This window comes from Paracoccus sp. 22332 (assembly GCF_052045125.1).
Lineage (GTDB): Bacteria > Pseudomonadota > Alphaproteobacteria > Rhodobacterales > Rhodobacteraceae > Paracoccus > Paracoccus haematequi_A.
Genome location: NZ_JBQEOI010000004.1, coordinates 188,004 through 211,388, shown reverse-complemented (window position 1 = coordinate 211,388; position 23,385 = coordinate 188,004). Strand labels below are relative to the sequence as shown.

Genomic DNA, 23,385 nt, shown 5'->3' with positions numbered 1-23,385 from the left:
ACCCATGGATGTTTCCGCAGGGTCATACGTCACGGGCGCGGGATAGTCTATTATTTTCCTCAGCTTTGATCCAGGGGATCCTGCCCGCCGTACGGATCCTCGGGGAAGACATGAATCTGGGCGCCGTTCAGTTGCAGGCTGACCTTGTCGCCGATGGCCATGGGGATGCGGACATGGGAATGCATCCGCAGCGTCTGGGCCAGGGGATGGACCATGATGTCGATCTGTTCGCTTTCCCCGGTGAAGGTCTTGCCGACGATCCGGGCGGAAATCCCCTGTTCGTCGGGACCGATCGACAGCGCCTGCGGGCGGATGCAGGCCAGGGCCAGCGCGCCGTCGGGCAGATCCAGATCGGCCGGGAAGGTGCCGATGGGGGTCACGATCCGGCCGTCCGACCAGATGCCCGTCAGCCGGTTGCAGGGGCCCATGAATTCCGCCGCATAGGCCGAACAGGGCCGGTCGTAAATCTCGAACGGAGAGGCGGCCTGCTCGATCCGGCCGTCACGCATCAGCACGATCAGATCGCCCACGGCCAGGGCCTCTTGCGGATCATGCGTGACCATGATCGCGGTCGTGCCGGCTTCGCGCAGGGTCGCGACCGTCTCTTGGCGGACCCGTTCGCGCAGGCCCTGGTCGAGGTTCGAGAACGGCTCGTCCATCAGCAGGACGGCGGGCTTGGGGGCCAAGGCGCGGGCCAGGGCCACCCGCTGCTGTTCGCCGCCCGACAGGGAATGGGGATAGCGGTCCAGCAGATGGCCCAGGCCGACGATCCGGTCCACCACCTCGGCCACCCGCTGGCGCCGGGCGGGGCGGGGCAGATGGCGCAGGCCGAAGGCCAGGTTTTCGGCCACCGTCAGATGCGGGAAAAGCGCATAGTCCTGGAACATGAACCCGATATGGCGGTCCTCGGGTTCGACGAAGCGGCCGGGGCCGACAAGCTGGGTGCCGTCCATCAGGATGCGGCTGCCGGGATCGGGCCGGTCCACGCCCGAGATGATCCTGAGCAGGGTCGATTTGCCGCAGCCCGATTGACCCAGCAGGCAGGTGATCTTGCCGGGCGGGATCGCCAGCGAAATGTCCGACAGCACCGGACGGCCGTCGAAATGGCGCGACACGCCTTCAAGCTCAAGCGCGGCTGCCGGATTGGCGTGCATTCATGGCCTTTCAGTTTCACCCCGCCGCGCCCCGCAAGGCGGCAGCCTTTCGGGTGCTATCCGATCCGGGCGGCATTCTCCAGTCGCGGCGGAAAGGCGGCAAGGGGCCTGTGGTCAGCGGCCCGGCGCCCTGCTGCGCCACTTTTTCCCCCACCCTCGGGAATAACCGCCGCGCCGCGCCGTAATCCTCGTGCAACCGCGCCACAAAGGAGATGCGCAATGCCTGCCCTGAACGAATTCCCGTCGCCCGACACCCTGAAATGGGCCTTCACCACCCGCCGCGTGGACCAGGACGCCTTGGCCGGACTGTCGGCCGATTTCGCCGCAGCCGTGGCGGGCGATCTGGTCCTGTGCCGGGTTGCCCAGCTGGGCCAGCACCGCAAGCTTCAGCTTGCAGGCTGCCGCACGTCCGAGCTGTATCCCGGCGATCTGGTCGTGCTGTGCCTGGGCGACCGCTATGCCCCCGACCAGTTCGAGGGGCGCGCGGTCCTGGACGGCCCCGTCGCCGATCTTCTGGCGGGCGGCGGCATCGTCGGGCGGATGGAGCGCGCCCACAGCCGGATGGCGCCCCCCACCCGGCTGGAGCCGGTCGGCATCCTGATCGACGCTTCGGGCAGGCGGATGAACGTCGCCGATTACGCCCTGCCCGCCGCGACCATCCCCGACCATGTGACGGTGATCGGCGTCTTCGGGGCCTCGATGAATTCCGGCAAGACCACCGCCGCCGTCAGCATCGCGCATGGTCTTGCGGCGGCGGGATACCGGGTTGCGGGGGTCAAGGCCACCGGCACCGGCGCCTTCGGCGATTTCAACGCCTTCGAGGATGCGGGCGTGCCCGCCACCGATTTCACCGATGCCGGGATGCCCACCACCTATCGGATGCCCCTGCCCCGGATCGAGGCGGGCTTCGAGGCCCTCGTCGGCAATGCCGCAGCCGATGGCGCCCAGATCGTCGTGGTGGAAATCGCCGACGGCGTCTTCCAGGCCGAAACGGCTTCGATCCTGCGCGGATCTCGTATCAGGTCGCGGCTGGACGGCATCCTGTTCGCCGCGCCCGACGCCCTGGGCGCCCTGGGCGGAACCCAGGTGCTGCGCGCCCACGGGCTGCGGCCCTTCGCCATCTCGGGGATGGTCACCTGCTCTCCCCTGGGCCAGACCGAGGCCGTCGCCGCCACCGGCATCGCGCATTACGCGCGCGAGGAACTGACCTCGGCCGAGGTGGCCGGCCGTCTGGTCGCCGGGTTCCTGCGCAGCGCCCGCCCCGACGCGACCGACCGGGCGGCCTGATGGGCGGGTTGCCCCGGGTCGGGGCCGATGGGCGGATGGCGCGGCTGTGCGCCATCGCCTGCCTGGGAATCGGCCAAGCCGCGGCCCTGGGCGCCGTGGCCTTCGCCACCCGATCCGCTTTCGGCGCCATGAGCCGGGGCGAGATGCCGGGGGCCGCGGCCTTCGTGCCGTTGGTCGCGGGCGGGATCGGCGTGGGCCTGCTGCGGATGGCCGCCCGCGTCCAGGCCGAGTCGGTGGGCCACAGCTTCGCCAGCAGCCTGCGCCACCGGCTCTATGCCCATATCGCCGGGATGAACCGTTCGGACCTGGCCGCGCGGCGCCAGGGCGGGCTGTCGCTGCGCTTCGTGGGCGATCTGTCGGCGGCGCGCAACTGGGCCGGGGGCGGCATCGCCCAGGCGATCCCCGCCCTGGTGATCCTGCCCGGCGCGCTGCTGGCGCTGGTGCTGCTGCAACCCGCGCTTGCCGTCGCGGCGCTGCTGCCGGTCTGCGCCGCCCTGATCCCCGCCGCGCTGTTCGCGGGCGGCCTGGGCCAGCGGCACCGCCATCTGCGCAGCCGCCGCGCGGGCATCGCCATGTCGGTGATCGAGCGTCTGGGCCTGGCCACCGAACTGGACCTGACCGGGCGCACCGCCAACGAACTGGCCCGCCNCGGGCCGGACCCTGGCGCGCGACGCGACCGCGCGGCGGCTGCATCGCGAAGTGCTGCGCCTGCTGCCTCAGCTGGGCGCGGCGCTTGGCGGCGCGGCGGTGATCTGGACCGCCGCGCGACGCGGCCTGCCGACGGCGGAAACGGCGGCGGCCCTGGCGGTGCTGTCGATCCTGGTGATGCCGCTGACCGACCTTGCCTCGATCTGGGACCGCTGGTGCGCCTGGCGCATCGCCCGCGACGCCTGCGAACGCCTGCTGGCCCGGCCCAGCCAGTTGCGCCGCATCGCCCCGCGTCGCGGCCCGGTGCCGGTGCGCTTCACCGGCCGCACCCACTTGGACCGCCCGGCGGAACTGGATATCCCCGCGGGCGCCCTGGCCGTGATCTGGGGACCGCCGGGATCGGGCAAAAGCGACCTCGCCCGCCTGATCGCCGCGCAGGACCGGCCGCGGTCCGGCCGGATCGCCTATGGCGCCCAGGAGGGCCTGCCGCGCATCGCCTATATCGGTCCCGCGCCGCTGGTCCTGAAAGGCAGCCTGCGCCGCACGCTGACGCTGGGCGTCTCTCCTCGCCCCAGGGGCCGGGCGATCCGCGCCGCCGCCCGCGCCTATGGGTTGCGGCAGGTTCTGGACCGGATCGGCAGCACCCGCGAGGCGCTGCCCGAGGCGGCGGGCAGCCTGTCCACCCAGGAACAACTGGCCTTGGGCCTGGCCCGCGCGGCGCTGATGCAGCCCGACCTGATCGTGGTCGATCACCCCGCGCTCAGCCCCGACCAGGCCCCGCTGATCGCAAGGCTGCGCGCCGAAACCGGCGCCACGATCGTGGTGGTCGGCCCGCCGGACGTCTTTCCCGACGCGCGGCGGGTGATCGCCCCGCAGCCGATGGCCGTTCCGGTCCAGCGATAAAGACCGTCAGCCCCCGACCAGGGCTTCGGCGGGCAGTTTCTCGGCGATGAAGCCGCTGACCACATCGCGAAAGGCGGCGACGACCGGCTTGTGCCGACGGTCCTTGCGGATCAGCAGGTATTCGTCCAGCTCCAGCCGGGCCCGCGACGGGATCAGCGGGCGGGTGGTCAGGCGGCGGTCCGGCGGCACTTCCGAGATCACGAAGAACGCGACGCCCATGCGGCGCGCCACTGCCTCGCGGATGGCGCTGCGTTCGCGGATGGTGATTTCGCGGCCCGTCCGCACGCCCTCGATATCCAGCATCTGCTGGACGAAGGCGCGGGTCCGCGATCCCGGTTCGCGCATGATGATCGTCTCGCCCTGCAAATCCGGGAAGGCCACGGCGCGGCGGCGGGCCAGGGGGTGATCGCGCGCCAGAACCAGGTGGAAGCGTTCGCGCATCAGCGGCTCGGCGGTGATGACATCGCCGATCGGCGGGTTCATGGCGATGCCGATATCGGCGCTGCCGTCACGTACGGCCTGGCCGATATCGTCGACCGAGGCGATGGCCAGCATCAGCGACACCGCCGGATGGCGTTCGCCAAAGCGGCGCATCAGCTCGACCGCAAGCGCCGTGCTGTCGGACATGATCGACAGATGGCCGTTCACAAGCGCACCGGGGCCGCGCAGGGTGACCTGAACCTCGTCCACCACCTCCATCAGCCGTTCGGTGACCTGCAACAGGTTCTGGCCCGCATTGGTCAGCGCAAGCCTGCGCCCGCGCTTTTCGAACAGCCGCAGGGCGTGGCGGGCCTCAAGCGCATGGATCTGCTGGGACAGGGTGGATTGCGACACGCCGAGAACAAGCGCCGCCCGCGCCACGCCGCCTTCGCGCGCCACGGCATGAAAGGCCCGGATATGCGAAAAATTCACGAGTCACCCAACCGTCTGCGAACGGCCGGATTACTGCGGGGATATGGCGGTTTCATGACGGCCGGGGCATCGCGCGCCCCGGCCGCCGGGCGGTCAGGCCGTCGCGCGGCGCGACCGGCGCAGCACCAGCATCCCCAGACCCGACACCAGAAGCAGCGCCCCGGCGGGCAGCGGCACCGGCGCGGGCTGGGACGCCCCCTCGGCCCAATAGGCGATGTCATAGGTTTCGCCATCGCGCAGCGCCCGCAGCGGATCCGAGTCGGGCAGCGACAGGAAGGCCAGCGACACGGTCAGGCTGTCGCCGAACAGGCCCGCGATGCTGCCGGTCAGATCGCCGAAGACCAGGGACAGCACGCCGTCGCTGGCGCTGACCCGGTCCAGCACGCCATCGACCAGCCAGCCGCCCTCGTCGCGCAGCGAAAAGGCGCCGCTGGCATCCGCATAGGGATCCGCCAGATCGAAGGTCAGCGACAGATCGGCCAGCAGGCTGTCGCCCGTGGCCACGCCATCGACCACCGCCAGCGCATCAAAGGCCAAGAAGTCGCCGGTGCCCTCGTGGGCCAGGAAATATCCGCTGGCCTGCGGAACGTCGATGACGGGGGCGGCGACGGGCGCCGCCGCCGCGCCCAGGGGAAGCGCCATCAGCAGCGCGGCAAGAAGGGGTTTGAACATGGCTATGCCTTTCTGAATGCGGGGGCGGCCGCGCTTACGCGAACACCAGGGGATCATCGTTGAAGAAGACGATGCTGTCGGCGGTCACGCCCGTTCCGCGGATATAGATGGCGTCGTCCTGACCCTGGGGATCGTCCAGATAGGCGACGACCGTGGCCCCCGCCTGCTGGATCCGCGCCACCGAAACGCCCTCGGCCAGCGAGATCCGGTCCACGCCGACCTCGTAATCGGTGATCGTGGTCCGCGCCCGCACCCCGTCCAGGGCTTCGAAGCCGAAATGGAACAGATCGGCCCCGGCACCGCCGGTCAGCTGATCCATGTTGCCGCCCGCGCCGATCAGCAGGTCGGCGCCGTCCGTGCCTTGCAGCCGGTCGCGCCCCGCCGTGCCCATCACGATGTTCATCGAGGGGGCATCGTCCAGCCGGACCACGGCAAGGTTGTCAAAGCCCAGCCCGGTGCTGGCATAGCTGTAAAGCGCGACGCCCCCCTTGGCGAAAGCCGTGTCGGTGACCAGCGATTCGAAGACCTCGACCCCGTCCACGTTGACCGACAGGCGGTCCCCCTCGGCCTCGACACGCAGGCGCATCGTCTGGTCCTGGGCATAGTTGTGCCAGCCGCGCGCCAGCACGGTCTCGTAGCCGTCTTCGACGCGGATGATCTGGGCCAGTCCGGCCTGATCGTCCAGTTCGACCTTGTAGTAATTCTGGTCATCGACATAGCGGACCAGAACCCCAAGGGCATCGTCATCGGATGGCGTCACATCCACCTCGACCGCGTAATCGGACCAGTCCTGCCCGCCCTCGATCAGCGCATAGGTGCCGTCGCGCAGGATATAGGCGCCCTCGCCGCCCTTGGACCAGGCCCCCCAACCCGGACCCTGCTGACCCGATCCGATATCGCTGTCCTGAACCAGCACGCCATCCACGATCCGCCAGTCCGAGGGCATGTTCGTGCCGTTGTCCACGATGGTGTAACGGTCCAGCGACCCGCTGCGGAAATCGTCGGCGAACAGCAGCTTGTCGCGGCCCGTCACCTCAAGATCGACGCGATCCTGCGAGACCTTGCCGTTCACATCCGTGACCCGCAGCGTGACCTGCGATTCGCCGACGCCCGCGGCGATCACCGCGTCGCGGCCGGTCGCGACAACCTTGCCGCCCAGCAGCCATTCATAGCTGGCGACAGCGGCGGGGCTGATGGTCGCGGCGGCGGTGACGGCGATGCCCTCGCGCCCGTCGCCATCCAGGTCGATGGCACGGGTCTGGCCCAGGGCGCGGGCCGACAACACCTGGCCGTTCACCGACACCTCGTCGAAGGACGCGCGGTCCATCGCGCGGCTGAGGATCCCGACCGTGCCGCCCGACAGCGGATCGGCATCGACGACCGGGCCTCCGAACAGAAGCTGATCGTCCAGCGTGACGATGATGCCGCTGTCGCCGACCGCGATGCGCAGATCCTGATCCGCGTGGTGGCGATAGGCGCCCGATTCCTGCGCCAGGACCGTGCGTTCGCCGTTCTGGACGCGGACAAGCTGTCGGGTGAAGCTCTGCTGGTCGATGGCCAGTTCGTAGTGGTTGTTTTCATCCTGCCAATAGAACACCGCGCCGATGGTGTCGTTGTCTGCGGGATGGACCACCATGTCGAAGACGTAATCGGTCCAGTCGGCATCGGGATTGCCCTGATAGACCAGCAGTTCGTTCCCGCCGTTGGTCTGGGCGTATAGCGCGCCCTCGCCTTCGCCATTGGGATTGCCGAAGATCGAGCCTTTCAGCAGGAAGGATCCCAGATTGTCCGCAGGCGCCAGCGTGCCGACCGCAGCCTTGCCGAAATCCAGCTGATCCAGCGCGCCGTCGAAGTTCATCTGGAAGGCGCCTTGGGTGGCCGATCCGGCCAGCGGACCGTCGGCATCGACCCCGCCCATCGCGGCGATATCGGCATCCGACAGCCGTTCCGGGGTAAAGGCCACCGCGTTCACGAACATTTCCGACGTATAGTTGTCGCGGTCGGCGAACAGCAGGAAACCCTTGTCCGCGTCGATGGTCCAGCGGCTGCCATCGGCGACGTTGCCGTCGACCGTCTGCGTGCCGACCAGCGTGCCGTCGATGTATTTGCGCATCACATGCGCGCCGTCCTCGACCGTGACGCTGATGGTCACGCGGTTCCATTGGCCGAACTTGAATTCGCCCCCATAGACGCCCAGCGTGCCAAGCCCGCCATCATCTTGCAGATACAGATCGGCATCGGTGGTATTGGTCACATCGGTCTGGAACAGCCCCGCCCAACCCTTGGCCGGACGGTCCGCCAGGATGTCCAGGACCAGCGTATATTCCAGGATCTGGCCGGTCGCATCCGGCTTGACCAGAATGCCCTGATCGGGTTGCAGCGCGGCGATCCGCGCCACGCTGGCCGGTTCCGCCGCAGGCTGGCCGCCGCCATAGGGGCGCAGGTCGATGGCCGGGGTCTTCAGACGGCTGTCGAAGCTGTCGGCGCGGCCCTGCGCGCCGCCGTTGTAATCGTCCCATTCGTCGGCATCGGCGATGGCGATCACACCGTCGCCCAGCTTGAAGTAATCGCGCTCCTGCCGGTCGGCCGAGGTCCAGAATTCGGGCGTGGCAAAGCTCCAGCCGCTCCATTCCGTGGTGCCGGGGGCCATGCCTTCGGCATTCTCGCGGTCCCAGCCCTCGGGCGTCTCGTGGGTCCAGCCCAGCCGGTCGGCGGGGATGTTTTCATCGGCGGCCGGTTGCAGCTTGTCGGTCAGCCCGTCGAAGCTTTCCGACAGCAGCAGCTTGCGCCCCTCGGGGGTGTCCACGCTGACCTCGACATCGTCGATGGCCCACCACCAGTCATTGTCCGCGCCGCTGAGCCGGAAGCCGAAGCTGACCGATTCCGCCGACACCGGCGCCTCGAAATCGATCGAGACGCGCTCGTTGACGTGATCCAGCGAACTGTTGCCGCCGGTATTGGCGGTGGTGAAGGATTTCAGCACGCTCCAGGTCGCGCCGCCGTCATAGGACACCATGACATCGCCGGTCATCTTGTCATAGGGGCGGAAGCTCGAATCGAACGAGAGGTTCAGCGAGATCGTCTCGCCGTCGTTCACGGCAGGCTTCTGGAAGCCCGTGTCGGTGCCGATCTGGAAGGGCGGGCGGGCGGCGTCGGGCGTGGTCCAGCCCTGCGCCTTGCCGTCGTCGAAGGTCTCGGTCAGCAAGTGGCGCGGGCCCTCGACGATGACGGTCTTTTCGTCGCGGCTGACGTTACCCTGATCGTCGCTGACCTCCAGCACCAGACGGTTGGTGCCCTGCCCCAGTTCGACCGACAGTCCGGGCTTGTCGCCCTCGGCCAGCAGCAAGCCCTGCGCGTCATACCAGCGATAGGTCAGCGCGCGCCCGTCATCCGGCAGGATCGTGCCCGAGGCATCCAGCGTCACATCGGCCAGCCCATCGGCATCGGCCGCCAGAACCAGATCCGCGCCCGCCTTGGCGATGGCGATCTCTTTCGGGGCACCGATCCCGGCGTTTTCGAAGGTTTCCTGATGGTCCACGCGGTCGAAGAACTTGTCCAGCCCGCTGAACTTGGTGTGCGTGGTGATGCGGTCGTTGTCGGGGTCGACCACGACGATACGGAAGGCGCCATTGCCCGCGCGTCCCCCCAGCGAGGCGTCGCCGCCGCCGGTGATCTCGTCCGCGATGCCGTTCTGATAGTTGACGAAAATCTGATACAGGTTGTTGCCGCCCGCGGTCTGGCTGACCACGGTCTCGGCCCCGTCCAGGAAGTTGTGGCCGTTGAAGGTGAAACTGATGTTGGGATATTTCGACGCCAGCTCGCGATACATGTCCTCACCGTCGTTGACGTTGCGGACATCGTCGCGGATGCCATAGCCCCAGCCGCCGTTCTCGCCGGTCAGCGCCTCGGTGGTGGGATCGACGCGCTTGTCGCCGCCGTTCCAGGAATGGGTGTTGATGATGACGCGGTGGTCCAGATGGCCCTCGATCACCTCGCCCGCCCAACGCAGCACGTCATCGGGGGCGCCGAATTCCAGGCTGAGGATCAGCCAGTCCTGCCCGTCCGGGCTGGTGAAGGTATTGTAACTGTTGCGCAGCGAAGGCTGGTCGTAACCGTCATAGGTCCCGTCCACGCCCAGTTGTTCGGGCGTGAAGTAATCGTCGATCTTCGAGGTGAAGTCCTGCGCGTGTCCGCCGTCGCCCTGATCGTGGTTGCCCACCGCCAGCGTATAGTCGATGACGCCGTCCATATGGCTCCAGGCGTCCTTGGCGATCTGCCACTGATGGTCATAGTTGTTGTCGGTCACATCGCCGACCTGCAACACATGGGCGATGTTCAGCGCGTCCTTGTGGGCGGCGATATGCTGGATCATCTCGGCGAACATGGCCCGGATTTCCGGGTCCGTGGTCGAGGTATAGCTTTGCGTGTCCGGCACGGCGATGAAGCTGTAGGCATTCGGACCCGCAACGATGGCGCGGAAGCTGTCGGTGACGCTGTTGCCCTCGGCATCCTTGAAGGTCAGCGTCAGGTCGGCATGGCCAAGCGCGCCCGGCTCGATCGTCAGCACGCCGTCCTGGATCGTGGCGGTCGCGCTGCCCGCGTCCGAGGTGGTGATCTCGAACCCGGTCGCGCCAGGGTAAAGATCGCCGAGGTCAAAGGTCGAGGCCGCGTTCTGGCGCAGCAGGAAGTCCATCATCATCGCTGTTCAATCCCATGATTCTGGCGCACCGGCAGCACCGGCACGATGTCGACAGGCGGCGGATGCGGATGACGGGCATCCCGCCATGATCCGCCTTGCGGGCAACCTGGGCGACGGGACAGGTCCGGGACAAATTCATTCTGTGGCAAAACAGTTAATCGCCATCGAAGTGACCGCGCCCCTGGGGTGATCCATGGTTTCGTATTTCATCCAAAGGATGTGCCGGGACGAACCGGCCTTTCCCGGCAGCCCCGTCGCGGACTGCGACAGAATATCCGACCCAAATAATCTGGATTGACTCGGCGCATGGGTGGCGTAGTGATCGAATCGCGGCACCGAGCAGGGGAAACGCCATGCTTGCACCATTCCTGATCATGCTGCGCGAGGGGCTGGAGGCCGCGCTGATCGTCGGCATCATCGCGGGATACCTGCGCCGCACGGGGCGCGCGGCCTGGCTGCCCGCCGTCTGGATCGGCGTGTTCCTGGCCATCGCCGCCGCCCTGTTCGCGGGCGCCGCGCTGCAACTGGCAAGCGCCTCGTTCCCGCAAAAGGCGCAGGAACTGTTCGAAGGCGCGATCGGGCTTGTCGCCGTGGCGGTGCTGGTCTGGATGGTCTTCTGGATGCGCCGCGCGGCGCGGTCGATGAAGTCGACGCTGCACGCCTCGGTCGAGGCGGCGGTGGGCGGCGGGGCCTGGGCGCTGATCGGCATGGTGTTCCTGGCCGTCGCCCGCGAGGGGCTGGAATCGATCTTCTTCCTGCTGGCGGTGCTTCAGCAAAGCCGCGACGTGCTGGCGCCGCTGGGCGCGGCCCTGGGGGTCGCCGTGTCGGCCGGGATCGGCTGGGGGATCTATGCGGGCGCGCTGCGGCTGGATCTGGCGCGCTTCTTCCGCTGGACGGGGGTCTTCATCCTGTTCGTGGCCGCCGGGCTGCTGGCGGGATCGCTGAAGGCCCTGCACGAGGCGGGCGTCTGGAACGGCTTGCAGGCGCGCGTCTACGACATCAGCCACATCCTGCCCGAAACCAGCCCCCTGGGCACGGTGCTGGCGGGCGTCCTGGGGTACCGCGACGCCCCCACCCTGGGCGAGGCCGTCGTCTATGCGGCCTTCCTGACGGTGATGCTGGTCCTGTTCCTGCGCCCCGACGCGGCCGCCGCGCCGCGCCGCCACTCTGTCCGGGATCTGACATGACCGACGCTCCTTCCCGCGCGGGCCTGGGCCTTGCCGCTGCCCTGGCCGCCCTGCTGGCCGTGGCCGGGGGCGGCGCCTTCTGGTATGCCGCGCGGCAAAACGCCGCCGCCAATCGCGGCGCGGTGGCCGACATGACCGTCAGCGTCGGCGCGCAAAGCTGCGATCCCGGCGACATCACCGTCGCAGGCGGCAGGCGCAGCTTCGAAATCGTGAACAATTCGGATCGCCCGATCGAATGGGAGATCCTGGACGGCGTGATGGTCGTGGCCGAACGGGAAAACATCGCCCCCGGCTTTCGCCAGACCCTGACCGTGCAACTGGCGCCCGGCGATTACGCGATCACCTGCGGGCTGCTGTCGAACCCGCGCGGCAGCCTGCATGTCACCGCCTCGGACGAGGCGGCGGCCGCCGCGTCCCAGGTCACGCTGCGCAAGTTCCTGGGGCCGCTGTCGGAATACCGCGTCTATCTGGTGATGCAGGCCAATGCCGCCGTGAAGACCGCTCAGGCGCTGCGGACCGCCATCGCGGCGGGCGACCTGCCCGGCGCGCAACAGGCGTGGAAGGCCGCCCGCATCCCCTATCGCCATATCGAGCCGCTGGCCTCGCGCCTGTCGGATCTGGAAAACGCCATCGACCCCAATGCCGCCTATCTGGCGGGGCGCGAGGCGGATCCGGGCTTCACCGGCTATCACCGGCTGGAATACGGGCTGTTCGGGCAGGCCGGCACCGACGGGCTGCTGCCCGTCGCCGACCGCCTGATAGCCGACCTGCAAGACCTGTCGACGCGGCTGAAGGCGGTGGACCTGGACCCCGCCCTGCTGACCGCCCTGCCCGGCGCGGCGGCGGGCCAGCTTGCCACCGCCCATGTCCCCGCGGGCGAGAACCTGTATGCCGGCAACGACCTTGAGGAATTGCAGGCCAGCCTGGATGGGATCGGCAAGCTGGCCGGACTGCTGCGGTCGGTGGCGGCGGGGATCGATCCGGCCCTCGACGCCGACATCGGCGCGGCGCAGGCCCAGGTCGAACTGGATCTGGCGGCGCTGAAACAGGGCGGGGGCTGGCCCGCCTATGACCAGGTGCCGGACGATGCCCGGCACCGCCTGGCCGGTTCCCTGACCGCTTTCCAGGCGGTGCTGGACCGGCTGCAACCCGTGATCGGACTCGACTGAGATGCGCCTTGCCCCGACCCGCCGCGCCGTCCTTCTGGGCCTGGGGGCCAGCGGCCTGGCGCTTGCCGCGCGCGCCGGGGAACCCGCCCCCCAGGTCAGCGACGCGCCCCCCGCCGATGCCGGGACCGCCGCGCAGCGGGTGCCGTTCCACGGCCCGCACCAGGCGGGGATCACCACGCCGCGCCCGGAAAACGGCATCCTCGCGTCCTTCGACGTGGTGGCGGGATCGGTCGACGACCTGGAACGGATGCTGCGGCTGCTGACCGACCGCGCGCGGTTCCTGACCGGGGGCGGTCCGGTCCCCGATCTGGATCCGGCGCTGCCGCCCGCCGGGTCGGGGCTGCTGGGGCCGGTGATCCTGCCCGGCAACCTGACCATCACCGTGGCCCTGGGCGCGTCGCTGTTCGACGACCGGCCGTGGCTGGCGGGCCTGAAACCCGCGACCCTGCAACGCATGGCGCGGTTTCCGAACGACGCCCTGGATCCCGCTTTGTGCCATGGCGACCTGTCGATCCAGTTCTGCGCCAATCTTCAGGACACCAACATCCATGCCTTGCGCGACATCGTGAAGACCCTGCCGGAATTCCTGGTGCTGCGCTGGATGGTCGAAGGCAACGTGCCCCCGGTCGTCCCCGACGCCGAAGGCGCCACGCCGAGCGCGCGGAATTTCCTGGGTTTCCGCGACGGATCGGCCAATCCCGATTCCAACGACGCCGCGCTGATGGACCGGATCGTCTGGACCCATGGCGCGCATGAACCCGACTGGGCGCAGGGCGGCAGCTATCAGGCGGTGCGGATCATCCGCAACATGGTGGAACGCTGGGACCGCACGGCCCTGGTCGAACAGGAACGCGTCTTCGGGCGGCGCAAGATGACCGGCGCGCCGCTTGACGGCGGCCTGGACGCGACCGAACAGCAGGTTCCCGATTATGCCGCCGATCCCGAAGGGCGCGTCACCGACGCCGAATCGCATATCCGGCTGGCCAATCCCCGCGACGCGGAAAGCCAGAAGAACCTGATCATGCGCCGTCCCTTCAACTATTCCCGAGGCGCGCTGAAAAACGGCCAGCTGGACCAAGGCCTGCTGTTCATCTGCTGGCAGGCCGACCTGGAGGCAGGCTTCATCGCCGTGCAGAACCGCCTGAACGGCGAGCCGCTTGAGGAATATATCAAGCCCATCGGCGGCGGTTATTTCTTCGCCCTGCCCGGCGTCCGCGACGATGCGGATTACCTGGGCCGGGCGCTTGTCGACGCAGCCCGGCGGACGTGACGCCCAGCCAACCCATCCCCGACGATCACGAGGAGACCTTGAGATGATCGCAACCCTTCTTCGCGGCACCGCCCTGGGCCTTGGCCTTGCCACCGCCGCGCTTGCCGCCGAACCATCGCTGGAACTGGTCGGGCCGCTGTCCGACTACAAGATTTTCGTGGCCGAGAATACCGCGCAGCTGGTGACGGATGCCGAAGCCTTCGTCGCCGCCATCAAGGCGGGCGACCTGGACCGCGCCAAGTCGCTGTTCGCGCCGACCCGCACCAGCTATGAACGGATCGAACCCATCGCCGAACTGTTCTCGGATCTGGACGTGTCGATCGACGCGCGCGCCGACGATTACGAAAAGGCCGAACAGGATCCCGCCTTCACCGGATTCCATCGCATCGAATACGGGCTGTGGTCGCAGGGTTCGACCGAGGGGCTGGACCAATATGCCGACAAACTGCTGGCCGACATCAAGGATCTGGACGCGCGGATCAGCGCGCTGACCTTCCCGCCGGAAGTCGTGGTGGGCGGCGCCGCCGTGTTGATGGAGGAGGTCGCGGCCACCAAGATCTCGGGCGAGGAGGACCGCTACAGCCGCACCGACCTGTGGGATTTCGACGCGAATTTCGAAGGGTCCGAAAAGATCTATACCCTGTTCCGCCCGCTGATCGAAGCCGACAACGCCGATTTCGTGGCCAAGGTGGACGGTAATTTCGCGGCCGTGGACGAGGTGCTGGCGAAATACAGGACCGCCGACGGCGGCTTCGTGTCCTATGAGGAACTGACCGATGCCGACCGCACCGCGCTGTCGGCCAAGGTCAACACCCTGGCCGAGGATCTGGCGACCCTGCGCGGCAAGCTGGGCCTGGGCTGACCCACGCGGGGGGCGGGACCGGCCCGCCCCTTACGCCAGCTTGTGCGGCGGCACCGGGGCATAGCCGCCCAGGCGCGAGGTTCGCAGCCCCAGCCGCACCAGCGATTCGCACAGCGCCACCGCGCAACTGACCCCGTCCAGCACCGGGATCCCATGGTCCGCCGACAGGCGCCCGGCCAGATCGGTCATGCCCGCGCAGCCCAGCACGATGGCCTCGGCCCGGTCGTCGGCAATGGCACGGGCGATTTCCGCGCTGATGCGGGTGCTGGCGTCGCTGCCCGGTTCCTCCAGCTCCAGCACCGCGACCTCGGACGACCGGACGCGGGCGCAGCGCGCCCACAGGCCATAGCGGTGCAGGTTGTGTTCCAGGGCCGGGACCGACCGCGCCAGCGTCGTCACCACCGAGAAGCGGTTGGCGATCATCGAGGCCATGTGATAGGCGGCCTCGCCGATGCCCACGACCGGCTTGTCGGTCAGGCAGCGCGCCGCGTCCAAGCCGGTATCGTCGAAACAGGCGATCACCACCCCGTCCACGTCGGGATTGTCGCGGATCACCCCCAGCAGCCCTGCCAGGCTGATGGCCTCGTCGTAATAGCCCTCGATCGAGGCGGGGCCGTGGGCGGGGTTCAGGGCCAGGATCTCGGTGCCGGGCGCGGCGGCGCGTCGGGCGGCGGCGCCGATCTTGGCGGTCATCGACGCGGTGGTGTTGGGGTTCAGGACCAGGATGCGCATTCAGACCTCTCCGCCCAGGTAGGCGGCCTTGACGCGCGGATCGTCCAGAAGCGCGCGCGAATTTCCCGACAGCACCACCTGCCCGGTGGACAGCGCATAGGCCCGGTTCGAAATCGACAGCGCCATGCGGCTGTTCTGTTCGACCAGCAGCACCGACACGCCTTCGTCGCGGCTGATCGCCACGATGGCCCGCGCGATGTCCTGGACCAGCTTCGGCGCGATACCAAGGCTGGGTTCGTCCAGGAGCAGCAGGCGCGGTTTCGCCATCAGCGCGCGGCCGATCACCATCATCTGCTGCTCGCCCCCCGACAGGGTGCTGGCCTGCTGGTTGATGCGTTCGCGCAGGCGCGGAAACCGCTCCAGAACGCTGTCCAGCGTTTGCGCGATGCCCGCCTTGTCGCGTCGGGTGAAGGCCCCCATCAGCAGGTTGTCGCGCACGCTCATCAGCGGAAACACCCGGCGGCCTTCGGGCACCATGACGATGCCGCGCCGCACGATGTCGGCGGGGGACGCGCCGTCCAGCCGGTCGCCCAGAAAGGCGATCCGGCCCGACCTGATGCGCCGCAGCCCGGTGATCGCCCGCAGGATCGAGGACTTGCCCGCCCCGTTCGCGCCGATCAGGGCCACCGTCTCGCCCTCGCGCAGGTCCAGCGACACGCCCTTCAGCGCATAGACGTGATCGTAGTAAAGCTCGACATTCTCGAAATCCAGCATCCGTGTCACCGCCTCATATCCCGATTGCCGCGTCCTCGGACCCAAGATAGGCCTCGATCACGCGGGGGTTGGCCTGGATTTCGGCGGGGCTGCCTTCGGCGATCTTCTGGCCGAAGTTGATGCAGACGATCCGGTCGGAAATCCTCATCACCGCCGGCATGTCGTGTTCGACCAGAAGCACGGTGATGCCGCGTTCGTCGCGCAGCCGCCGCACAAGCGCCACCATGCGCATCGTCTCGTCGTGGTTCATGCCCGCGAAGGGTTCGTCCAGCAGGATCACCTGCGGCTGCGTGGCCAGCCCGATGGCCATGCCAAGCGCGCGCAGATGGCCCTGCGGCAGGTTCGAGGCCAGTTCGTCCCGGATCTCGGCCAAGCCCAGGAAGCCGATGATGTCGTCGGCGGACCGGGCGAAATCGGCCTCGTCCGCGCGGGCCTGGGCGCTGTTCAGGAAATAGCCCAGCAGACTGGCGCGGGACCGCAGGTGATGGGCGACGATGACGTTCTCGCGCACCGTCATCGACTTGAAGATGGTGGTTTCCTGAAAGGTCCGCACCACCCCCATCCGCGCCACCTTGTGCGGCGGCAGGCCCGAGATGCGGTCCCCCTTGTAGCGCACCTCGCCCGCCGTGGGCCGTTCGAACCCGGCGATCTGCTTGAACAGCGTCGATTTTCCCGCCCCGTTCGGGCCGATCACGGACAGGATTTCCCCCTGCGCCACATCGAAGCTGATGTCGTTGTTAGCCGTCAGCCCGCCGAATTTCTTGGTCAGGTTGCGGATTTCCAGGATCGCGGTCATTTCCCCGCCCCCTTCCTGTCGAACAGGCTGAGAACGCCGTTGGGCAGCACCAGCATCAGCGCGATCATCGTGCCGGAATAGATCAGCAACTGGTACTGGCCCGCGACCTGCAACAGATCCCAGCCGAAATACAGAAGCAGCGTGCCCAGCATCGGCCCGAAGACATAGCCCAGGCCGCCGACGAAGCAGTACAGCATGAAGTTCACGCTGTCCTGCACCACGAAGGACGACGGATAGATGGATTGCGAGATCGACACGAACATCGCCCCCGCCACACCCCCGAAAAAGCTGGAGATCGCATAGGCCAGCACCCGCAGCCAGGCGGTGTTGACGCCGATGGATGCAGACAGCTCCTCGTTCTGCTGAAGGCTGCGGCACAGGTGGCCCAGCCGCGAATTCACGATCCGCCACAGCACCAGATAGACCAGCACCATCACCGTGACAGCCACGAAGTAAAACGCCTGTCGCGGGTTCTGAAGCGTGGCGAAATCGGGGATCAGGGTGACGCCCATCACCGACACACCCCCCGGCAGCGGGATCGAGGTGATGCCCTTGGCGCCGTTGGTGACGGGCAGGGCCAGGGCGGTCAGGCGCGCGACCTCGGTCAGGACCAGCGTGACCATCGCGAAATAAACGCCGCGCAACCGCAGGATCGGCCAGCCGATCAGCACCGAGATCAAGGCGCAGAACAGCCCCGCCAGCGGCAGCGTCAGCCAGAAGCTGACGCCCCCCTGGGTCATCAGGATGGTCGAGACATAGCCCCCCGCCAGGGCATAGGCGCCCTGCCCGATGTTGATCCGGCCGATATAGAAGGTCAGCCAGACCCCCGCCGCCGCGACGGACAGCAGCGCCACCGAGGTCAGCGTGTAATAGAAATCCCACCGCCCCGTCGCCGCGATGAAGGCAGGCACGACGCCGAAGACGAAGGCCAGGAACAGCACCACGCCCAGCACCTGCCGCGTGGACCGGCGGGTCCGGTCCGGCGCCCGCCCCGAATAAGCCTGTGTTTGCGTATCCATCGCTCAGCCCCAGGGTTTGCCCATCAGGCCCTGCGGCCGGATGGCAAGAAAGACCATCAGCGTGGCGAAGATCACCAGATAGGTGACATCGCCATAAGACGACAGGACCGACAGCCCGACGCTTTCCATCATCCCCAGGATGAAGCCCCCAGCGATGGCGCCGGAGATGACGCCCGCCCCGCCGATCATGATCATCAGGAACGCCTTGACCGAGGTCGGCCCGCCCATTCCCAGGTTCACCCCGGTGATCGTGACCAGCAAGGCGCCGACCAGCCCCGCCAGCATCGCGCCCATGGCGAAGCCGATCATCGAATAGCGGTCCACATCGACCCCCATCAGCTGCGCGGCCATGCGGTCCTGGGCAAGCGCGCGCATGGCGCGGCCCGCCTTGGAATATTGCATGAACAGGATGAAGCCCGCGATCAGCGCGATGGCCAGCACCCCGATCAGGATCCGGTCATAGGGCATGATCAGCCGGAAATCCCAGTTGAACACCCCGTTCACGATCTTGGGCACGCCGCGCTGCTTTTCGCCGAACAGCAGCAGGATCACCGCGTCCAGGAAGAACGCGATCCCCGCCGCCAGCAGCATGGTCGATTCGTCGCGCTTGGACCGCCGGATCACCGGGCGGAACAGGAACCGCTCGATCAGCGCGCCCATCACCCCCAGGACCAGGGCCGATGCGACCAGCCCCAGGATGAAGGGCATCCCCAGTTGCGCCACGACCGTATAGCAGACGAAGCCGCCGAACACATACATCTGCCCATGGGCAAAGTTCAGCACGTTCATCAGTGAAAAGATAAGTGTCAGGCCCAGTGCGATCAGCGCGTATTGCGCGCCGAGATACAGCCCGTTTGCGATGATCTGTTCCATCCCGCCGCCCCGCTGTCGTTGAAAGGCGGGGTCCGGCTGCCCGGACCCCGGATGATGCGCGGTCAGTCGACCTCGGCCACGAACAGGGTCTCGAACTTGCCACCCCGGTATTCGTTCACGACCAGCGGCACGGCGATCTGGCGCTTCTGCCCGAAAGAGCTTTGGCCGACATAGCGCAGCTTGGCGTCGCCGACCATGAAGGGGTTCGGCGCCTCGAAGGTGTCGATGGCGGTCTTGAAGGCCTCCACGTCGTCGATGGCAGCGGGGTTCGCCTTCAGCGTCTCGATGATGTATTCCAGGGCATAGACCTTGGTGTTCGATTCATCGTTATATTCGCCGAACATCTTGGTATAGCGGTCCACGAATTCCCGCATCGTGTCCGAGGCCAGTTCCGGGGTCGAGGCGCCGCCGACCGAGATGAAGCCCTCGGCCAGATCGCCCGCCCCCTCGGCCAGCACGCTGGCATCCTGCGCGGTCTCGGTGGAGATCAGCCCCTCGTATCCCAGTTCGCGGGCCGACCGGATCAGTTGCGGCGCATTGGCGGGCGACACGCCCGACAGCACCAGCAGGTCGGGCTGGGCTTGCAGCACCGGCAGCAGGACCGGGGTGAAGTCGGTCGTGTCCACCTGATAGGTCACGCGGTCCGACACCACCTCCAGCCCCAGGGCCTTGGCGGCCTCGATCCCGGAATCCCGCTGGCTCAGCGGGTCGGATTCATTGGCGGCCACGAAGGCCACCTTCTGCACGCCCTTGTTGTCCATGAGGTATTTGTAGATCGCCGGGCCGGACTGGTAATTCGCCACCATCCCCAGGATCGCGTTCGAGGCAGGCGCGACATACAGTTCCTTGGGGAAGGCATAGGGGAAATAGATGATGCCGTTCTGTTCGGCCACCGGGCGGACGGCGGCGGCGCCGTCGTCGACATTGGGACCGACGACGTAATGCACCCCCTCCTGCGCCATGCGCTCCATCCCGGCGATGGCGCGCTTGGGATCCTTCTGGTCGTCGAAGGCGACGATCTGGATGTCGTAGGTGGTGTCGCCGATCTGGACGCCGCCCAGTTCGTTCAGCCAGGCGGCGCGGGTTTCCAGCGACCGCTGGTTCGAGATGCCCCAGGCGGCGGCAGGCCCCGAGGTGACGCCCACGAAACCGATCTTCAGCGTGGGGTTCTGGGCATGGGCGGCGGGGGTCAGGACAAGACTGGCGGCGAAGGCCAGGGCGGTGGATTTCAGGACATGACGACGCAGCATGAATGGCTCCCTGTTCGGATGCGCCTTGTTGCCCGGCGGCCAGAACCCGCCGGCGGCGCTTTTCATCCTGTCATGCTGAACCAGTTAACACAGATGTCAACATTTTTGTTAACAATCTGGAAGGGCGGCTTGTCTTGCTGTAACCTGGTCCTGACCCTATTTCCGGGGGGAACGACAGCAAATTGCAGGGAAACGATCGCCGATGGACGCAGCGGACGCAGCAGCAGAAGCCGCCGAGATTGGCGAAGAAGACATCGTCGAGCATATTTTCGAGGCAGTCATAGAACAGCGCCTGCCCCCCGGAACGAAACTTTCCGAATCGGCCCTGTGCGACGCCTTCGGCGTGGGTCGGATGCGGATCCGCCGGGCCCTGCTGCTTCTGGCCAGCCGCCAGATCGTCGAGCTTCATGCCAATCGCGGCGCCTTTGTCGCCAGCCCCACCAGCGAACAGGCGCACGAGGTGTTCGAGGCGCGGCTGATGCTGGAACCCTCGATCGCGCGGCTGGCGGTGACGCGGGCGACGGATGCGGAAATCGCCTTGCTGGCCGATCACATCGAACGCGAACATCAGGCCCACCACGCCGGGCGGCGGCGCGACGCGATCCGCCTGTCGGGCCAGTTCCACGGGCTGCTGGCGCAGGTCGCCGGCAATCCCACCATGATGCGGATCATGAAAGAGATGATCACCCGCACCTCGCTGATCATCGGCATCTTCGGCGCCCAGGACATGACCGACTGCCGCGACCACGACCATTCCCGCATCGTGGACCGGATCCGCGCCCGCGACGCCGACGGGGCGGCCCGGCTGATGCAGGACCATCTCCAGCAGATCAAGACCGACCTCGATCTCAGCAACAAGGTGACGACGGGGCTGGATCTGGTGTCGATCCTGAAGCGATAGCAAACCTAGGCGCAGGGTGGCGACGGGCATCAGGCGGGCTGCATCGGCGTTTCGCCGGACCGGCGGTAATGGGGATCAGGGTTGGGGGTGGCCGAAGCACGATGTCGGCTGCGTCACCGTGGACCCTTGATGGTCCCACCGCCTGGCACCCCGGCAAGAAAGTCCCGCTGCCCGCGCCATAGCGCCATGGATGCCGGTCTCGCCCAGGGCGACGCTTCTGATAGAAAACCCGTCGGACAAGAGGCCCTGACGCGGAAACCGCCGTGACAGAGTGCCTGCTCGGCGCGACTTCGACGGCCACGCTTCATGATTTCCCGCCCCGGACACCGCAGGAACGGCCCGAACGCGGCCAGAGAATCAAGCGGAAACTGCCCGCTTGTCACGCACCCTCAGAAAACCTTTCCTTCGCCGATCTTATTGCCCGGATACCGCCGCAGCGGCGCAAGGCACACCCGCTCGGCCCGCTTCCGCTTCTAGAAGGTCGGTGAAAAGCCGTACCGTGCCTGATCTCATGCGGAAGCCGGAAAATCGGTCCGAACACGCCCCGCATGGCGCGATTTTCAGCGAATCCAAGAGTTTGGGGGAGATTTCCATCGCGAAACGACCCCAGGATGATTTTCAGAAACCTGTCAGAGACGCCGTTCACTCTCCTCTAGCCGCCCCACAGCGAAACAAGCCCGATCGCCAGGGATCCGACCGCGATGACGGCGCCCGACAGCGCCACACCGGCCAGCCATCCGGGCGCGCGACCAGCGGGGGCATCCACCGCCGAGATGCCACTTTCGAGCCGCAGCTGCACCAGCTCCAGCCGGTCCTGGAACCGCGCCCGGTCCCCCTCGGCCGACGCGGCCTCCGCGCGCAGGCCGGCGATCTGGTCGCGCAGGTCGGCCAGTTCGGCAAGGATCAGACCAAGCGCCTTCCTTTCGGGCGAAACCGGCCTCGCCGCGCCCCCCACGGGGTGCAAGGGCAGCGCGACCCCGTCATGCGACCTGGCCGTGACCGCGACCGTGAAGTCCATCCCCTCTTCCAGCGGGGGGTCGAAGGCGAAGGCAAAGCCATAGGCCCCCGTGCCGACCGCCTGGCGTTCCAGGTCCTTGCGCGGCCGGTTGGCGGTCGTTGTCCCGACCAACCGCCCTTCGCGGCGCAGCTCGACCGTCGCGCAGCGGGCGGCGTCGGTCCGGTCGATCACCCAACCCGCCACGCGGTCGGCGCGCAGTACGTCGATCACGCCATACAGCCGGGGCTCCTTCGCGGCCTGCGGAAAAGGCGTCTGGTCTGTCATCCGGCAATCCTTGTGACGATGCGGCCCGGCAACGCGACATGCCGGAATCCTCGAGATCCAATTGATGCGCCCTCGGCATCCGGGGGCGCGGTTCGTCATGTCCGCCCGCCGTGGCACAGCGAACGCGCCTCAGGCCCATCTGCCGGCATCCGCGCCCGAACCGTTCACCACCGAGGCTTACCCAGGGCGCAGGAAAGGGCGTAAGCCAATCCACCGGCCCGGAAGGCGCCGCTGTCCTCATTCAACTGGCCTGCGCCAAAGGCCGCGAGAAGCGCGCCGCAAGATCGGCGGCCAGGCCCTGCGGATCGCGCAGCGCATCCGCCGTCACGACAGGCCCATCGTAGGGCGCAAGCTGCCCAATCCCGGCCAGTTCCTCGATCCGGTCCAGGGCCGCGCCGATATCGTCCAGCGGCGCCGAGAACAGGTCGAAAATCGAATAGCGCCACCATTGCAGGGCCAGCAGACGGGCGACCACCTCCTCGGGGAAGCGCAGGCGCACCACCCGGCCCGGCGTTCCCACCACGATGGAATAGGGCGGAACGTCGCGCAGCACGACGGCCCGCGCACCGATGATCGACCCCGTTCCGATCGTCACGCCCGACTTGATGAAGGCGCCCTGGCCGATCCAGACATCATGGCCGATCTCGGTGATCGGGCAGCTTGCCTTGAAGGGGCGCAGGCCGCGGCGGATTTCCTCTTGCCGGTCCGGGGCGACAAGGTCTCGCCAGCCGTTCACCTGCGGGAAATAGGCCGTGCGAGAGGTCGTCAGCCAGTCGGTCGGATGTTCGTGCGTCCCGATGATCACCCCCGAGGCGATCGAGCAATAGCGCCCGAAGCGCACATTGTTGATCGTCCCGCCGCTGAGATTGCAGAAGGCGCCGATGTCGATGAACGCCCCCTGCGACACCGCCGCGATGATCGAGGTCGGACCTTCGATCCGCGATCCCGCGGCAAGCCGCCCCGTCTGGAGAAGTCCCGGAAGGCGCAGGCCCGCCCGGTCTAGCGCCGGAAGATCGGCGTGTTTCAGCGTGAAGGTGCCTTCGTTCATTCTCGTT

At 67.6% G+C, this 23,385-nt stretch carries 20 protein-coding genes; 7 read left to right on the top strand and 13 right to left on the bottom strand.

From position 1 onward, the window contains the following. Positions 1-59: 59 nt before the first annotated feature. Positions 60-1,154, bottom strand: a complete 1,095-nt coding sequence (locus tag ACTJI6_RS06735) for an ABC transporter ATP-binding protein (RefSeq protein WP_440798981.1) — start codon at positions 1,152-1,154, stop codon at positions 60-62. Positions 1,155-1,373: 219 nt separating this feature from the next. Between ACTJI6_RS06735 and ACTJI6_RS06730 the strand changes: the two genes are divergently transcribed. Next, entirely contained in the window at positions 1,374-2,441 is a 1,068-nt protein-coding gene (locus ACTJI6_RS06730; protein WP_440798979.1) for a hypothetical protein, read from the top strand. Here the strand turns inward: ACTJI6_RS06730 and ACTJI6_RS06725 are convergent. Next, positions 2,342-2,986, bottom strand: coding sequence for a hypothetical protein (locus tag ACTJI6_RS06725; RefSeq protein WP_440798977.1), 645 nt, complete (start codon positions 2,984-2,986; stop codon positions 2,342-2,344). The two genes, ACTJI6_RS06730 and ACTJI6_RS06725, sit on opposite strands and share 100 nt — an antisense overlap. A gap of 154 nt (positions 2,987-3,140) precedes the next feature. Here ACTJI6_RS06725 and ACTJI6_RS06720 point away from each other — a divergent pair, with 154 nt between their 5' ends. Then, positions 3,141-3,992: an ATP-binding cassette domain-containing protein gene (locus ACTJI6_RS06720; RefSeq protein ID WP_440798975.1), complete on the top strand. Its 852-nt coding sequence runs from the start codon at positions 3,141-3,143 to the stop codon at positions 3,990-3,992. A 6-nt stretch (positions 3,993-3,998) separates the two neighbouring features. On the opposite strand, the gene ACTJI6_RS06715 is transcribed toward ACTJI6_RS06720, so the two are convergent. The 3 genes from ACTJI6_RS06715 to ACTJI6_RS06705 all read right to left on the bottom strand — a co-directional run bounded on the left by ACTJI6_RS06715 (position 3,999) and on the right by ACTJI6_RS06705 (position 10,275). Continuing rightward, a complete protein-coding gene (locus ACTJI6_RS06715) occupies positions 3,999-4,904 on the bottom strand; it encodes a LysR substrate-binding domain-containing protein (protein ID WP_440798973.1) in 906 nt (301 codons plus the stop codon). A 93-nt stretch (positions 4,905-4,997) separates the two neighbouring features. Further along, positions 4,998-5,576: a hypothetical protein gene (locus tag ACTJI6_RS06710; RefSeq protein ID WP_440798971.1), complete on the bottom strand. Its 579-nt coding sequence runs from the start codon at positions 5,574-5,576 to the stop codon at positions 4,998-5,000. A gap of 34 nt (positions 5,577-5,610) precedes the next feature. Then, complete coding sequence (locus tag ACTJI6_RS06705; protein WP_440798969.1) at positions 5,611-10,275, bottom strand: hypothetical protein; 4,665 nt, start codon at positions 10,273-10,275, stop codon at positions 5,611-5,613. Between the two features lie 353 nt (positions 10,276-10,628). On the opposite strand from ACTJI6_RS06705, the gene efeU reads away from it, so the two are divergent. The 4 genes from efeU to efeO (ACTJI6_RS06685) are packed head-to-tail and all read left to right on the top strand — an operon-like array spanning position 10,629 to position 14,763. Continuing rightward, entirely contained in the window at positions 10,629-11,462 is an 834-nt protein-coding gene (efeU, locus tag ACTJI6_RS06700; RefSeq protein WP_440798967.1) for an iron uptake transporter permease EfeU, read from the top strand. After that, positions 11,459-12,631: an iron uptake system protein EfeO gene (efeO, locus tag ACTJI6_RS06695; RefSeq protein WP_440798965.1), complete on the top strand. Its 1,173-nt coding sequence runs from the start codon at positions 11,459-11,461 to the stop codon at positions 12,629-12,631. Before efeU ends, efeO (ACTJI6_RS06695) begins: the two co-directional genes overlap by 4 nt. 1 nt (position 12,632) lies before the next feature. Further along, entirely contained in the window at positions 12,633-13,901 is a 1,269-nt protein-coding gene (efeB, locus tag ACTJI6_RS06690; RefSeq protein ID WP_440798963.1) for an iron uptake transporter deferrochelatase/peroxidase subunit, read from the top strand. Between the two features lie 43 nt (positions 13,902-13,944). After that, complete coding sequence (gene efeO / locus ACTJI6_RS06685) at positions 13,945-14,763, top strand: iron uptake system protein EfeO (protein WP_440798961.1); 819 nt, start codon at positions 13,945-13,947, stop codon at positions 14,761-14,763. A gap of 30 nt (positions 14,764-14,793) precedes the next feature. Here the strand turns inward: efeO (ACTJI6_RS06685) and ACTJI6_RS06680 are convergent, their stop codons facing one another. The 6 genes from ACTJI6_RS06680 to ACTJI6_RS06655 all read right to left on the bottom strand — a co-directional run bounded on the left by ACTJI6_RS06680 (position 14,794) and on the right by ACTJI6_RS06655 (position 20,147). Beyond that, the gene (locus tag ACTJI6_RS06680) at positions 14,794-15,495 is read right to left on the bottom strand and encodes an aspartate/glutamate racemase family protein (RefSeq protein ID WP_126154325.1); all 702 of its coding nucleotides are present in this window, start codon (positions 15,493-15,495) and stop codon (positions 14,794-14,796) included. After that, entirely contained in the window at positions 15,496-16,218 is a 723-nt protein-coding gene (locus tag ACTJI6_RS06675; RefSeq protein ID WP_440798959.1) for an ABC transporter ATP-binding protein, read from the bottom strand. Positions 16,219-16,222: 4 nt separating this feature from the next. Further along, positions 16,223-17,005 (bottom strand): ABC transporter ATP-binding protein, encoded by a 783-nt coding sequence (locus tag ACTJI6_RS06670; RefSeq protein ID WP_440798957.1) that lies wholly within the window; start codon positions 17,003-17,005, stop codon positions 16,223-16,225. Continuing rightward, positions 17,002-18,024, bottom strand: coding sequence for a branched-chain amino acid ABC transporter permease (locus ACTJI6_RS06665; RefSeq protein WP_440798955.1), 1,023 nt, complete (start codon positions 18,022-18,024; stop codon positions 17,002-17,004). The genes ACTJI6_RS06670 and ACTJI6_RS06665 overlap by 4 nt, the downstream gene beginning before the upstream one ends. 3 nt (positions 18,025-18,027) lie before the next feature. Next, positions 18,028-18,897 carry a branched-chain amino acid ABC transporter permease gene (locus ACTJI6_RS06660; protein ID WP_440798953.1) on the bottom strand — a complete coding sequence of 290 codons (870 nt, stop codon included), beginning with the start codon at positions 18,895-18,897 and terminating at the stop codon, positions 18,028-18,030. Between the two features lie 62 nt (positions 18,898-18,959). Beyond that, positions 18,960-20,147 (bottom strand): ABC transporter substrate-binding protein, encoded by a 1,188-nt coding sequence (locus ACTJI6_RS06655; RefSeq protein WP_440798951.1) that lies wholly within the window; start codon positions 20,145-20,147, stop codon positions 18,960-18,962. 202 nt (positions 20,148-20,349) lie between these two features. Between ACTJI6_RS06655 and ACTJI6_RS06650 the strand changes: the two genes are divergently transcribed. After that, positions 20,350-21,048: a GntR family transcriptional regulator gene (locus ACTJI6_RS06650; protein ID WP_126154319.1), complete on the top strand. Its 699-nt coding sequence runs from the start codon at positions 20,350-20,352 to the stop codon at positions 21,046-21,048. A 652-nt stretch (positions 21,049-21,700) separates the two neighbouring features. Here ACTJI6_RS06650 and ACTJI6_RS06645 read toward each other — a convergent pair. Together ACTJI6_RS06645 and ACTJI6_RS06640 are read right to left on the bottom strand one after the other, a co-directional pair. Beyond that, positions 21,701-22,330 (bottom strand): hypothetical protein, encoded by a 630-nt coding sequence (locus ACTJI6_RS06645; protein ID WP_440798949.1) that lies wholly within the window; start codon positions 22,328-22,330, stop codon positions 21,701-21,703. 241 nt (positions 22,331-22,571) lie between these two features. Next, positions 22,572-23,378: a CatB-related O-acetyltransferase gene (locus ACTJI6_RS06640; RefSeq protein WP_440798947.1), complete on the bottom strand. Its 807-nt coding sequence runs from the start codon at positions 23,376-23,378 to the stop codon at positions 22,572-22,574. Positions 23,379-23,385: the final 7 nt, after the last annotated feature.

Bases quoted from the DNA above. Each gene is read 5' to 3' on its own strand.
- ACTJI6_RS06735 (WP_440798981.1), bottom strand. From the start codon at position 1,154: ATGCACGCCAATCCGGCAGCCGCGCTTGAGCTTGAAGGCGTGTCGCGC.
- ACTJI6_RS06730 (WP_440798979.1), top strand. From the start codon at position 1,374: ATGCCTGCCCTGAACGAATTCCCGTCGCCCGACACCCTGAAATGGGCC.
- ACTJI6_RS06725 (WP_440798977.1), bottom strand. From the start codon at position 2,986: ATGGCGGTGCCGCTGGCCCAGGCCGCCCGCGAACAGCGCGGCGGGGAT.
- ACTJI6_RS06710 (WP_440798971.1), bottom strand. From the start codon at position 5,576: ATGTTCAAACCCCTTCTTGCCGCGCTGCTGATGGCGCTTCCCCTGGGC.
- ACTJI6_RS06705 (WP_440798969.1), bottom strand. From the start codon at position 10,275: ATGATGATGGACTTCCTGCTGCGCCAGAACGCGGCCTCGACCTTTGAC.
- efeU (WP_440798967.1), top strand. From the start codon at position 10,629: ATGCTTGCACCATTCCTGATCATGCTGCGCGAGGGGCTGGAGGCCGCG.
- efeO (WP_440798965.1), top strand. From the start codon at position 11,459: ATGACCGACGCTCCTTCCCGCGCGGGCCTGGGCCTTGCCGCTGCCCTG.
- efeB (WP_440798963.1), top strand. From the start codon at position 12,633: ATGCGCCTTGCCCCGACCCGCCGCGCCGTCCTTCTGGGCCTGGGGGCC.
- efeO (WP_440798961.1), top strand. From the start codon at position 13,945: ATGATCGCAACCCTTCTTCGCGGCACCGCCCTGGGCCTTGGCCTTGCC.
- ACTJI6_RS06680 (WP_126154325.1), bottom strand. From the start codon at position 15,495: ATGCGCATCCTGGTCCTGAACCCCAACACCACCGCGTCGATGACCGCC.
- ACTJI6_RS06670 (WP_440798957.1), bottom strand. From the start codon at position 17,005: ATGACCGCGATCCTGGAAATCCGCAACCTGACCAAGAAATTCGGCGGG.
- ACTJI6_RS06665 (WP_440798955.1), bottom strand. From the start codon at position 18,024: ATGGATACGCAAACACAGGCTTATTCGGGGCGGGCGCCGGACCGGACC.
- ACTJI6_RS06660 (WP_440798953.1), bottom strand. From the start codon at position 18,897: ATGGAACAGATCATCGCAAACGGGCTGTATCTCGGCGCGCAATACGCG.
- ACTJI6_RS06655 (WP_440798951.1), bottom strand. From the start codon at position 20,147: ATGCTGCGTCGTCATGTCCTGAAATCCACCGCCCTGGCCTTCGCCGCC.
- ACTJI6_RS06650 (WP_126154319.1), top strand. From the start codon at position 20,350: ATGGACGCAGCGGACGCAGCAGCAGAAGCCGCCGAGATTGGCGAAGAA.
- ACTJI6_RS06645 (WP_440798949.1), bottom strand. From the start codon at position 22,330: ATGACAGACCAGACGCCTTTTCCGCAGGCCGCGAAGGAGCCCCGGCTG.
- ACTJI6_RS06640 (WP_440798947.1), bottom strand. From the start codon at position 23,378: ATGAACGAAGGCACCTTCACGCTGAAACACGCCGATCTTCCGGCGCTA.